The sequence below is a fragment of the Bifidobacterium thermacidophilum subsp. thermacidophilum DSM 15837 genome (assembly GCF_000426425.1).
Taxonomy (GTDB): Bacteria; Actinomycetota; Actinomycetes; order Actinomycetales; family Bifidobacteriaceae; genus Bifidobacterium; species Bifidobacterium thermacidophilum.
In genome coordinates this window covers 442305-454773 of the sequence record NZ_AUFI01000006.1, presented here as the reverse complement: position 1 = coordinate 454773, position 12469 = coordinate 442305, and the positions used below count along the sequence as shown (strand labels likewise).

At 62.3% G+C, this 12469-nt stretch carries 8 protein-coding genes and 1 tRNA gene; 4 read left to right on the top strand and 5 right to left on the bottom strand.

What is annotated here, in order from left to right; all coding sequences use genetic code 11:
- The first annotated feature begins 298 nt into the window (after positions 1-298).
- Both K315_RS09135 and K315_RS0102280 read left to right on the top strand, forming a co-directional pair.
- Positions 299-1681, top strand: a complete 1383-nt coding sequence (locus K315_RS09135; RefSeq protein ID WP_033520302.1) for an alpha/beta hydrolase-fold protein — start codon at positions 299-301, stop codon at positions 1679-1681.
- 80 nt (positions 1682-1761) lie between these two features.
- The gene (locus K315_RS0102280; RefSeq protein ID WP_029576004.1) at positions 1762-4416 is read left to right on the top strand and encodes a bifunctional lysylphosphatidylglycerol flippase/synthetase MprF; all 2655 of its coding nucleotides are present in this window, start codon (positions 1762-1764) and stop codon (positions 4414-4416) included.
- 583 nt (positions 4417-4999) lie between these two features.
- Here the strand turns inward: K315_RS0102280 and K315_RS0102275 are convergent.
- The 4 genes from K315_RS0102275 to purE form a co-directional block, all read right to left on the bottom strand.
- A complete protein-coding gene (locus K315_RS0102275) occupies positions 5000-5923 on the bottom strand; it encodes a metal ABC transporter solute-binding protein, Zn/Mn family (RefSeq protein ID WP_029576003.1) in 924 nt (307 codons plus the stop codon).
- A gap of 244 nt (positions 5924-6167) precedes the next feature.
- Positions 6168-6572: a Fur family transcriptional regulator gene (locus tag K315_RS0102270; RefSeq protein WP_029576002.1), complete on the bottom strand. Its 405-nt coding sequence runs from the start codon at positions 6570-6572 to the stop codon at positions 6168-6170.
- A 230-nt stretch (positions 6573-6802) separates the two neighbouring features.
- Complete coding sequence (purK, locus tag K315_RS0102265; protein ID WP_029576001.1) at positions 6803-7972, bottom strand: 5-(carboxyamino)imidazole ribonucleotide synthase; 1170 nt, start codon at positions 7970-7972, stop codon at positions 6803-6805.
- Positions 7956-8453 carry a 5-(carboxyamino)imidazole ribonucleotide mutase gene (gene purE, locus K315_RS0102260; RefSeq protein ID WP_029576000.1) on the bottom strand — a complete coding sequence of 166 codons (498 nt, stop codon included), beginning with the start codon at positions 8451-8453 and terminating at the stop codon, positions 7956-7958. The genes purK and purE overlap by 17 nt, the downstream gene beginning before the upstream one ends.
- Positions 8454-8696: 243 nt before the next feature.
- Between purE and K315_RS0102255 the strand changes: the two genes are divergently transcribed.
- Both K315_RS0102255 and K315_RS0102250 read left to right on the top strand, forming a co-directional pair.
- Positions 8697-10604 (top strand): 1-deoxy-D-xylulose-5-phosphate synthase, encoded by a 1908-nt coding sequence (locus tag K315_RS0102255; protein ID WP_029575999.1) that lies wholly within the window; start codon positions 8697-8699, stop codon positions 10602-10604.
- A 64-nt stretch (positions 10605-10668) separates the two neighbouring features.
- Positions 10669-10742 (top strand) — tRNA-Arg (locus tag K315_RS0102250).
- A gap of 234 nt (positions 10743-10976) precedes the next feature.
- Here K315_RS0102250 and K315_RS0102245 read toward each other — a convergent pair.
- Complete coding sequence (locus K315_RS0102245) at positions 10977-12170, bottom strand: SLC13 family permease (protein WP_029575998.1); 1194 nt, start codon at positions 12168-12170, stop codon at positions 10977-10979.
- Positions 12171-12469: the final 299 nt, after the last annotated feature.

Here is a 12469-nt window from a genome sequence, read left to right as displayed (position 1 = left end):
TGGCGAAATCATGGTCATCGCTGGTACGAGTCATGTGGCCTTTCCTTATCCCGCCCCGAATACGCCGTGCGCATCGGGGTGCCGTCCGTATGCAAACGACGGTCCCGTTGGACCAACCTAGGACATTGTCCACGTCATAAGCGACAAAACGCGCACTCTACCAGCATTCATGCAGGTTTCCATGAGCAGCCCAAGGGGGCGGGGTCGGGTCATCCTCACGAATGATTGAACTTTGTGTCGAGCGTTATTATCGTGGCGGTGTTCCAGCCAAACCAAACCCGGAAAGGAAGCGGTTGCGGTGAAATTCCTCACTAATATTCATCTGCTCAACGGCTGGTTTCCCCCTACCCTATTCGCGCTGACGGCGTTGAGCGCATTGCTGGCCGTCATTCTGCCCTCCTCGCGGCGCGGGGAACCGCGATGGACAATCCCTGTGCTGTTGCGCGAACTGCTCGTCGGCTTGGCGGGATTCGGCGTGGGCGGACTAGTCGTGTGGCTGTTGTCCGATGTATTTCTCGTCTTCGGCGTGAGCTTGGGGTGGATGGTGATGCTGACCATCGCCATCGGCATCGGATTGGCGGCGTTCGCCGTGTGCGCGGCTGTGGATTCTCGCGGATTGCGGCGTGCAATCGCCTGCGCGATGGCGGTGCTGTCCCTCATCAGTTGCGCTGTGCGCGTAGACATGGTGTACGGCGAGTACACCACGCTCGGTTCGCTATTCGGCGTGGCCGCGTTCAAGGAGGTGTCGTCCTCCCATATCAGCGGCAAGGCGTCGATGAGCGTGAAGGAATGGCAGCGGCTCGCCAAGCGCGGCACGTTGCCGTCGATGCCTGAGGCGGGCGAGATCAGGACCGTCGATATTCCGGCGACCGCCTCGCATTTCAAGGCGCGCAACGCCGACGTATATCTGCCGCCAGCCGCGCTGAGCCGCAAACCGCCGGCACTGCCGGTGATGGTGATGCTCGCCGGCCAGCCGGGAAGCCCCGACCGCTTCTTCAATGCAAGCGGCATCGCGACGACGCTCAACGACTACGCGGCGAAGCATCATGGACTGGCGCCGATTGTCGTCTCCCCCGATCAGAACGGTGCCGCAACACAGAACTCCCTGTGCGCGGACACCCCGGTGTACGGCAAGGCCGAAACCTACCTGACCGTGGATGTGACCAGGTGGATCCGCAGGACCTTGCCGGTTTCGACATCCACGAACGACTGGCTGATCGGCGGGTTCTCGCAGGGCGGAACGTGCAGCACCCAGCTCGGGCCGGCGCATCCGGAACTCTACGGGCATATCTACGCAGCGGACGGCGAGCTCGCCCCGACCTACCACGACCGCGAGGCCACCATCACGCGGTATTTCAACGGTGACGCGAAGCTGTACCAGCGGCATGTGCCGACCGAAATCATCAAACGCAATGCCCCGTCGACACAAACCCTGTTCAGCATCGCCGGCGAATGGGACACGAAATCGCAGCGTAATGCAGCGATTATCGCCAAAGCCGCCAAACAGGCTGGCATGACCGTCCATCTGGCGACCGCGAAAGGATCCGGACACGACTGGCATACGGTGAACACCGGGCTTGCCGCGGTCATCGACCGGTTCTGCGCGCAAAGCGGCATCGGGACGGACCGGCGCGAGCTGAGCTCGTATCCGAATCTTGAGATGCTCACGGTGGACGGCTGAGCGCGGCGATGAATGCAGACGAACACGAACCAATCAAACACAACCAACACATCACACACAATCCAAAACGAGCGACGACTATGACTCAGACACAGCAACCACCACAGAAGACACCGCGGCAGGCATCCAAGCCGGCACCGCATCAAACCGGCTGGAGCGCCCTCAACATCGACATGCGCGGCTGGTGGACGAAACACTGGGCGGGCCCGGTGGCGGCCATCGTGCTCGTCGTACTCAACATCTCAGTGTGGATCTGGCAGTTGACCCACCACGTCATCCGGCGCCCCCAAGACATGACCATGCTGCGCATGTTCCACCACACGGCTGAGCCAGGGCAGAGCGGCACGTTCGCCCACTTCCTCAAGCTGCTGTGGTCTCTGGTGCTCGTACGGGGGCCGTTCGCCCTAGTGCTGTACGCGATTGCGATTCTCGTGATCGTTTCGACGGCGCAAGCAGTGCTCGGCGTCGCCCGTACGCTGGCTACTTCGCTGCTGGGCGCGGTCGCCGGTTCGGCACTGGGCCTCGGATTGTGCGCCATCGCCACGAATCTGTGGGACGCCGAATCATGGCATGCCGTGCAGCGCCTGCCGTTCTCGCTGTCCCCGCTCACCCTGTCCATCGGGGCGCTCATGGCGGCCAGCGCGTTCGAATCACTGCTGTGGAGACGCCGCATCCGACTGACCGGCTACGCGTTCGTGCTGGCCGGGCTGCTGTTCAGCGGCAATCCGGGCGACTACTGCACCCTCGCCGCCGCGCTGGTCGGGCAGGCCGCGGGCGCGATCATGGCACGTCGAAACGGCCACACGCAGGAGCACGAACAGTGGTGGCATGGCACGGATTATGAAGTGCGCCGCCTAATCGCCGCGATCCAGCTGATTTTCGCATTCGGCCCGATCCTCGCGCTCGTGTCCAGTTCGCATGACGGTCCGCTGTCCACCTTCGGCTTCTTCCTGTCCGGCCTTGTCGGCGACGAGGAACTGGCCGACGTATGCGCCGACAATCTGCAGGCGAATAGCTGCGTGGCGATGGCAAAGCATTATCATTTCGCGATGACCGGCGTGTGGACCCGGACCATCCTGCTGGTGGCCGCCCTGGCGATCCTCGCGTGGGGCCTGTACCACGGGCGCAAGCTGGCCGCACGCGTGAGCATTGTACTCAACGGCCTGACCGTAGCCCTCTCGCTTGTCTACTGCGTGGTGTTTCCGCTGCTTGACAGCGCCATCATACCGATCGACGCCGAACTGCGGATCGCTCTGCTGCAGTTGCTGGTCGCCACCGCGCTGCCGTCTGCGGTGCTGATTGTGGCCATCGCCGTGAATATGGGCCATTTCCCGGTACTGACCGGCCGCTCGCGCATTCGGCGGGGCGTGTGTACCATCGGCGTGACGCTGCTGGCCACTGCGGGCGGATTCCTCGCGTTCGGCATGCTCAACCGTGACGCGTATACCCCGCCGGCCACCTTCGGCATGCTGCTGCGCGACCTGCCGCACCGCTACCTGCCGATGGGGCTTATCGGGTCGAGCCGGCTGCACATGCATTCGACCACAGTGGCATCGATGGTTATCAACCAGGTGCCCGGACTGGTGTTCTGGATTGTGGTGCTCGTGGTGTTCCTGCTGTGGTTCCGCGACTCCGTGGCGTTGAACGCCGCCGACCGTGAGCGCGCCAGCACGCTGGTGGAGCGTGGCGGCGAGTCGATGAGCTTCATGACCACGTGGGAAGACAACCACTACTGGTTCTCCCCGAGCGGCCGGTCGGCGATCGCCTACCGGGTGAGCCATGGCGTGGCCCTGACCGTGACCGGCCCGTTCGGCGACCCGGGTGAATTCGACACGTCGCTGCGCGAGTTCATGCGCTTCTGCGAGCGCAACTCGTGGTCGCCGGCCTTCTACGCGGTGCACGACAACTCCCGTGAGACCTTGGAATCATTGGGTTGCTCGTCTATCCAGGTGGGTACGGAGATGCTGGTCATCCCCAGCACCTGGCAGACGCGCGGCAAGAAGTGGCAGGATATCCGCACGGCGATTAACAAGGCGCGTCGCAGCGGCCTGACCGATGTGCTGACCACATCCAACGAGGCGCCGTGGGAGGTGCGCGAGCAGATCATCGAGATTTCCGAACAGTGGGCGGAACTCAAGTCGCTGCCGGAGATGAAGTTCACGCTGGGCGGCATCGAGGAGCTGCGCGACCCGCGTGTTATGCTGCTGTATGCGATCGACGCCGACGGCGTGGTGCAGGGCGCGACCAGCTGGCTGCCGACCTACCGCGACGGCACAGTGATCGGTTGGACGCTTGATTTCATGCGGCATCGTACGGATAGTCCGAACGGAATCATGGAGTTCCTCATCGCCCGTATGGCCGAACGTCTGCATGAGCAGTGCGTCGAGGAGCCTGATCATGCGCCGCAGTTCATGAGCCTGTCCGCCGCGCCGCTCGCCGGTATCGGCGACAATACCGCCGATCCGGAGGATGTCGCAGTCATCGAGCACGCGCTGCAGATTGTGGCCGATACGCTCGAACCCGCGTACGGGTTCAAGTCGTTGTACTTCTTCAAGCGCAAGTTCCAGCCGACGCCTTCGCCGATCTATATCTGCTATCCGGACGCGGCCGCGCTGCCGCGCATCGGGCTCGCCGTACTGTCCGCGTATCTGCCGGGACTCAAGGCCTCGCAGATCCCGGACATGCTCAAGTCGCTGCGACTCGCCCCGAAAGCCAAGGAGCAGGAACACCGGTGATGTGCGGGGCGGTCGGCTGCGGACAGCAGCGACAGCTATCGACGACTGCAGACAAACGTCGCGCAGCCAAGTTTCTGCTTCTGCCGACGCTGAGAGACCGCCAACCGTCGACACAACCTTCTGCCGATGCTAAGTGGCTTGCCAGCGTCGGCAGAAGGTTTGAGACCTGCTTCCACCGACGCCGGAAGAGCGGCCGACGGACTGACACCGGCGGTATCTGGCTGAGTGCGATTGATCAATCACACTCAGCGGAGATTCGCGAGGTTTGGCTGCCCTGCACGATGCTATCTGCATGATGTGCAACCGCCCAGTCGCATGCCGCACAGATACGAGGGGATTGGATAGTCCCAGCACCGCCATCCCGTCGCCGTGTGCCCCACCAGTCACATCGCGGCGAGATACCGCCGGCTCCCCCGCAATCGGCGCGGCTATCTCGTCAGTATACGATCGCCGGGATCATTCCCGCGTGGAGGACGGCGAGAATCGACCCGGCGATGCTGCTGCGGTCGTCGTGAACGGGTGCGAAGGGCGTGGCCTCGTGAACGAGCCGGGAAATCGCCCGTTTTTGGTGTCTGATGCCGGATCAGCCCTTCCCGGCTGTTGCGAACGATGCGACCAGCGCAGTCATCCAATCGGTCAGCGTGCTGTAATGCTTGGGCATCTGCTCGGTGAGTTCCACCACTTGTACGTCTCCTTGGCCGGCGGCGGTGGTCAGCTGCTTGGTCGTGGCGTTGGATTCCTGTGTGTTGACTACCAGCAACGCCACTGAACCAGCCTGGAGCAGCTTGCTGAAGGCGGTGACATCGCCGGAGGCAGGTTCACTTTCGTTGGCGACCGCCTGCGCGTATCCGGCCGGCGTGGCATCTGTCAATCCCAGGTCATCCGCCAGATAGGCAGCCACGGACTCGGTGGCAGCATATTTCTTGCCGTCGAGCCGCTGCTTCGCCTCGGCGATGGCCGATTCCAAGGTCTTTTCCTTGTCTTGCCACGTTTTGAGTTGCTTGGTGTATTCCTCGGCGTGGGCGGCATCGCTGTGCCGGTATGCTGCGGCGATCGCCTTGGCAGCCGCCGTGCGCACGGCTGCGGAGAACCAGACGTGGGGGTTGTCGCCGTCATGCTTGCCGCCGCTTTCGGCCGCGTTCACGACCTGCGCCTTGGTGGATGAAGCGGCTTTCGTGGCCCAGCTGTCATACCCGGCACCGTTGACGATGATGACGTCCGCCTTCGCCATGGCGGCGATGTCGGCGCTGGTCGGCTCGTAATCGTGCGCTTCGACCGCGGTGCTGTTGATGATGCTGGTCACCTTGACGCGGGAGCCGCCGATCTCGCCCGCGACCGAGCCCCACTGGTTGATGCTGGCGACCACGTTGAGGGTTCCCAACGCGTTGGATGAGGCCGTTCCTGCTGATTCGCGCGAGCCGCACGCCCCCATGGCGGCGACCAATCCCGCTGCCGCAATGCATGCCGCCGCCCGGGCGATCCGTCGATATGTTCCGGTTGCTGTCATGTCTGCTCCTGATCTTCTCTTCAGTGACGCGATGCGACAATCGCCGCATCCGATGACCAGACCAGATTATCGTTAATGATAATTATTATCAATTACAGCGTGTCGAAAAGCAGGCTGGTACCAAGGATTCCTTGCAACAAGCCATGCACAACCGTCTATCGACGCTGAGCGACGTGCAGCTCCGAGCGGAAAAGGAATACCCGTGTGTCCGCGATGAGACAGTCGGGGGTAACACCCGGTCGGGTCAGGCGGCGCGCTTCTTTTGGCAGTCGGTGCACAGGCCGAAGATCTCGAGGGTGTGCGAGTTGATCTTGAAACCGTGGGAGCGGGCAATCTGCCGCATCCACTCCATATCCGGAGGCTCGATCTCGATGGTCTTGCCGCAGCCGTTGCAGATCAGGTGGTGATGGTGCGAATCGTCATCGCAGATACGGAACATCTGCTGCCCGTCCAAGCGCACGGTGTCCACCGCGCCCGATTCCGCCAGCGAGTTGAGTTGCCGGTACACTGTCGCCAGACCTACGGACGCCCCAGAATCGGTGAGCCGCCGGTGCAGTTCCTGCGCCGAGACGAAGCCCTCGCACGCACGCAACTGCTGCAACAGCGCATTCTTCTGCCGCGTGTGCCGTGCGACGCCATGCTCAGCCATATCCATGCCCTCTACTGTAACGAACCATCAACAACCATGCCAGCCCCTCGCGAAACCCGGCCACGCCGGCGGCCAGTCAACGAAACGACGGACTTGCACCGCGATAGTACAACCACCCCACGCCCGTGGCAAGCCCGGTACGCCGACGGCCGGCATACCGTCTCCAGTATGCCGGCCGTCGAACAGTGCTTGATACGCAATCACGCGCAATCAGCGTGCATCAGCCCGATTCAGCGCAAATCGTCCCAGCACCCGGTTGCCTCAAGCGCCTCGACCGCCGCCTGGGTGTCGTCGCACAACACGGTGATATGCCCCATCTTGCGGTCGTGCCGCACTTCGGCCTTGCCGTAATCATGCAGATGCCATTCGGGGTGCTCGGGAATGAGCGCGCGTGTCGGCGCCACATGCTGGCCGAGCACATTGACCATAACAGCCGGGCTGAGCAGCCGCGGCTTGGGCAGCGGCCAGCCGGCGATTCCGCGGATATGCTCGTTGAACTGGCTCGAGGAGCACGCCTCGATGGTGTAATGCCCGGAATTATGCGGCCGCGGCGCCAGCTCATTGACGATCACATGGTCGTCCCTGGTGACGAACAGCTCGATTGCGAGAATACCGGAGAGTTCAAAGCCCTTTGCCAGCCTGACCGCAAGCTCATGCGCCTCGCGTTCCACCTCCGGCGAGACGGCCGCCGGGGCGATCGTCATATGCAGGATGTTGTTGCGATGCTCGTTGCGCACCATCGGGAAAGTCACGTAGTCTTGCCCGTTGCCGGCAACTAGGATCGAGGCCTCGAACGCGAAATCGACGAAATCTTCCAGAATCGACGGCGGGAACATGCCCTCACGCTGCGCACGCTCCCGGACCGCGGTGAAATCATCCGGCCCGTGCAGCACGGTCTGGCCGTGGCCGTCATAGCCGCCGGTACGGGTCTTGAGCACCGACGGATAGCCGATCTCGCCGAGCGCGGCCTCAAGCTGCTCGATGCTGTCGACCTGCCGCCAGGGAGCGGTCGCCGTGCCATGCTCGTTGATGAAGGTCTTCTCATGGACGCGGTCCTGAGTCACGCGCAACAGATCAGTGCCCTGCGGGATGGCCACCAGGTCGCGCACGTCATCGAGCGCATCCACGTCGACGTTCTCGAACTCGTAGGTGAGCACATCGCTGCGTTCGGCAAGCTCACGAATCGCGGCGACATCGTCGTATTCGGCGGTCACCTGAAAATCGGCCACCTGCGCGGTCGGGCAGTTCGGCGTCGGATCGAGCACGCCGATACGGAAGCCCATCTGGCGTGCGGACAGGGCCATCATGCGGCCCAGCTGGCCGCCGCCGACGATGCCGATTGTCGAACCCGGTTCCAGATACTTGATACGGCCGTTGGTTTCCTCAGACAAGCTCGGCATTGGACTGTGCCACCTTCTCCTTGAGGCTTTCGCGATATGCCTTGAGCTCGTCGGTCAGACGCCCGTCGGTGATGCTCAGGATGCTCACCGCCAGCAGGCCCGCATTCGTGGCGCCGGAATTGCCGACCGCCGTAGTGGCGACCGGGATGCCACCGGGCATCTGCACGATGGACAGCAGGGAATCCCAGCCAGACAGTGCATGCGAGCGCACCGGCACGCCGATGACCGGCAACGTGGTCTGCGCGGCGACCATACCAGGCAGATGGGCTGCCCCGCCGGCGCCGGCGATGATAACCTTGATACCCTTGTCACGCGCGGAATGCGCGAAATCCGCCATGAGCTCAGGCGTACGGTGGGCGGAAATCACCTGCTTCATGTACGGCACCTTGAACTGGTCAAGCATTTCACAGGCGTGCTTCATGGTCTCCCAATCGCTCGCCGAACCCATAATCACAGCAACTTGCGGCGTTTCTTCAGCCATTCCTACCTCCAGATCGGACAGAGTGGACGCATGCAACCACTCTACGCAACGGCTTCGAAAAACAGCTGTGCACAACATGAATATACGGCAGAGATATGCGGCACGGATGCGCAGTACGGATATGCCGCGAAATCATCGCGCACGCGATTTACGAAGAAACTGGGGGTATTTTCTCCACACTCAATCATCACGCCGCGCGTAGTCTACAATCTCACATTTGGGACAAACGGAAGGAGCAAGCGTATGGTTGGCGGTTTTCTGGAGCATATTTCGAGCCCCGCCGACGTGAAAGCGCTTGATTCCAAAGATCTGCCGGCCCTGTGCCAGGAAATCCGCACGACGCTGGTGCGGTACGGCAAACTGCACGGCGGGCATATCGGTTCGAACCTCGGCATGGTCGAGGCGACCGTGGCCTTGCACCGCGTGTTCGATTCGCCGCTCGACAAAATCGTCTTCGACGTCTCCCACCAAAGCTACGTGCACAAGATGCTCACCGGGCGTGCGCCGGCCTATATGGACGAACGGCTGTTCGGCACGGTGACCGGGTTCACGAACCCCGAGGAAAGCAAGCATGACATGTTCGTGCTCGGTCACACCGGAACTTCGATTTCGCTGGCGTGCGGGCTCGCGAAAACCCGCGACCTCATGGGCGGGCTTGACGGCACGAGCGGCACGCGCAATGTGATCGCCGTCATCGGCGACGGGTCACTGAGCAGCGCCATCGCCTTCGAGGGGCTCAACAACGCGGCCGAGCAGGGCACGAATATGATCATCGTCGTCAACGACAACGAGATGTCCATCGCCGAGGATTTCGGCGGCATGTACGGGCAGCTCGCCCGGCTGCGCGCAGCCGGTGGCACCTCGCAGCCCAATATTTTCAACGCGTCCGGCCTTGATTACCGGTATGTCGAGGACGGCAACGATGTGGCCGCGCTCGTGGAGGCGTTCAGCCAGGTCAAGGATATCGACCACCCGATCGTCATCCACATCCATACCGCCAAAGGGCTGGGGCTTGACGCCGAGGACGCTGCCGCCGGCGTAAAGGAAGGCCGCTGTGAGGCCAACCACTGGCAGGACCCGCTCGCAGCCCAAGGCAATCCTCTCGGCGCTCGCAAGCACTACGGGCAGCTGGCGATGGCACGGCTGGAACCGCGGTTCGCCAGCGAGCCGGGACTTGTGGTCATCTCCCCCGCCACCCCGGGGTCGAACGGCATCACGCGAGAGTTCCGTGAGCGGGCGGGCGTCCATTACGTGGATACCGGCATCACCGAGGAGCATGCGGTGGCGTTCGCCTCGGGTATCGCGAAAGCCGGCGGCACACCGGTGCTCGCAACCAGCGCGACTTTCTTCCAGCGTACCTTCGACCAGTTGCAGCAGGAACTGTCGCTCAACGGGACGCCGGTGACGCTCCTCGTGTTCGGGGCGGGCATTTCCGGCGCCGATAACACGCATTCCGGAGCCTTCGATATCCCGATGTTCGCGAATATCCCCAATCTGACATATCTGACGCCGACGAGCGGGTACGCGTTCCTTGCCATGCTCGACTGGTCGACGACATCGCACGACCATGGGGCGGTCGCAATCCGCGTGCCGGGCGAGCCGATTCTTGCGGCCGAACGTGCGGCGGCTAATGACGGCACATATCCGCGGTATTGTGGCGATGCAGACGAAACGCGCGCAAAGGGCGATGTCGGGAACGCCGACACGCCGTTCGCCCGGTACCGGGTGACCCGACAGGGCGCGGATGTCGCGATCCTCGGTTTGAGCAACATGTATCCGCTCGCCGAACGTATCGCAGCGGATTTGGCAGAATCTCGCGATGGCGGGGTGGCGACAATCGACGCGACCGTCATCGACCCGCAGCAGTGCACCAGCCTTGACACCGCGTGCCTTGAGGCGTTGCGCAAGCGTCATTCGCTGGTCGTCACGCTCGAGGATGCACAGCTGTCCGGCGGCTGGGGCGAGCAGGTGACCGCGTATTACGCGAATCAGGATGGTCTGCAGCCGTCGGGCGTCGACAGGCACATGCGAGTACTGAACTTCGGGGCCGCCAAGGAATTCACCGACCGCGTGCCCGCGCAGGACCTGTACAAGCGGTACGGCTTGACCGCACCGCAGGTCGAGCAGGCCATCCGCTCCGCGTTGCGGTAGATTCCGTAGAATCCTCAGCAGGCGCACGTCCCTATGGCTGCTATAATGGCACACGTTGTCTTACGGCCCCGTAGCTCAGTTGGATAGAGCAGGAAACTTCTAATTTCAAGGTCGTCGGTTCGAATCCGACCGGGGTCACTTTCCATCAAGGTCGTCACGGACGTTTCATTGCACCAACCGTCATCGCGGTCTCGCACGCAACCACCCCACGCAACACAGCAACCTCGTGCAACGCAGCTGTCCCACGTATTCACTTCTCAAACTGTCTATGCTCAGACGGCTGTGAACGTAGACAGTTTGGGAAGGGTGCGCGCAGGTCAGAAGAGCGCGCGCAGGCCAGAAGAGCGCGCGCAGGCCAGTCGGGCGCGCATGTCAGTCGATGATCCACGACAGGCCAACCAGCACCACGAGAAACAGCACGTTGACCGCGCTGTATACGGCAAGGTAGCGGCCTTTTCTGTCCGGGTAGCGCCGGGTCACGTTCTTGTACGAGACCAAGGACGCCATCGAGGCGATCAGCGTGCCCATGCCGCCCAGATTCGTGCCGATAATCAGATGCGTCCAATCATCGCAGAAGCCCGACAGCAGAATCGTCGTCGGCACATTGCTCATGATCTGGCTGGATACGACCGCCACTTCAAGCGGATGGCCGCCCACCAAGGACGCCGCCAGCGAGTAGAACGCGGGCACGCGCTTCATATTGCCGATGAAAATGAAGAACATGATGAAGGTCAGCGGCAGCCCCCAATCGACCTTCCGAAACGCCTTGCGATCGGCGAACAGGAACACGCCGAAGACCACGACGCACATCACCCAGATCGGCACCAGGTCGCTGACCACCAGCAGGCACAGCAGGAACAACACCGCATACACCCACACGCGCCAGCCGCCATGGCCGGCACCATAGCCGGTCAAGCGGATTTCGTCAGGCTGCGGCTGGTCGGGATGTGGGGCAAGCACCCCGCGTTCGATATCTTCCCCGTCAAGATCGGCGAACCGGTTTACTTTCTTGCCGCCGAACGCCACCGAAATCACCACAATCAGCAATACCGCAGCGACAAACGAATACGGGGCCATGATGCCGAGGAACTTTCCGGTCGGTATGCCGGACAACGCTTTGAGATACAGGTTATGCGCATTGCCCACCGGGGTGAGCATGCTGCCGACATTCGCTCCCACGGTCATCAGCGTCGCCACCAGCACGGCCGACGCCTCCATACCCGCCATCTTGAACACTGAAATCGCGAACGGGATGAAGGTGACCAGCGCGACATCATTGGTGATCAGCATCGAGGAAAAATACGTGAGCGACACCAGTACCAGCACCACACCGCGCTGAGTGCGCACCATGCGCAGCAGACGCGAGCCGACCATGCGGAACACGCCGATACGCTGGAATCCGCACACCACCAGCATCAGACACACCAGCTGGGCGATCGTCTTGGTATGCACATAGCTGCGATACTCGGCATCCGGAGGCACCACGAAACAGGATATGATTGCAAGGACCGTGGCGACGATGAGAATCGTCTCACTCTTGACTACTTCAAGCAACCAACGTCGCATCCAGTCCTCCGTGAATTTGAGTTGAACCCCAGGTGAATTCAACATGCCGCACCCGCGACATGCCCAATCTTAGCGGGGAAATCCGGCAGGCTGAAGCCAAAGACGGCGTGTTCGCGCGGATTGCTCCGACCATCATCGAAAACGTCGGCGGCAAATACACCAGTATTGCCGAAATGCCGCCAATCGCGCGCCCGTACGAAGCCGACCGGTCGGTAGAGGACGACGCGGAGGACGGCACGCGTCACGCGCGTGTCACAACGATTCGCACGGACACCGGACAGCGCCCGCCGGACAGCCAC

Excerpts from the sequence above, each read along its gene's own strand:
- purK (WP_029576001.1), bottom strand. The coding sequence starts at position 7,972 with ATGCCGAGCTTGTCTGAGGAAACCAACGGCCGTATCAAGTATCTGGAA.
- K315_RS0102275 (WP_029576003.1), bottom strand. The coding sequence starts at position 5,923 with ATGACAGCAACCGGAACATATCGACGGATCGCCCGGGCGGCGGCATGC.
- purE (WP_029576000.1), bottom strand. The coding sequence starts at position 8,453 with ATGGCTGAAGAAACGCCGCAAGTTGCTGTGATTATGGGTTCGGCGAGC.
- K315_RS0102245 (WP_029575998.1), bottom strand. The coding sequence starts at position 12,170 with ATGCGACGTTGGTTGCTTGAAGTAGTCAAGAGTGAGACGATTCTCATC.
- K315_RS0102255 (WP_029575999.1), top strand. The coding sequence starts at position 8,697 with ATGGTTGGCGGTTTTCTGGAGCATATTTCGAGCCCCGCCGACGTGAAA.
- K315_RS0102280 (WP_029576004.1), top strand. The coding sequence starts at position 1,762 with ATGACTCAGACACAGCAACCACCACAGAAGACACCGCGGCAGGCATCC.
- K315_RS0102270 (WP_029576002.1), bottom strand. The coding sequence starts at position 6,572 with ATGGCTGAGCATGGCGTCGCACGGCACACGCGGCAGAAGAATGCGCTG.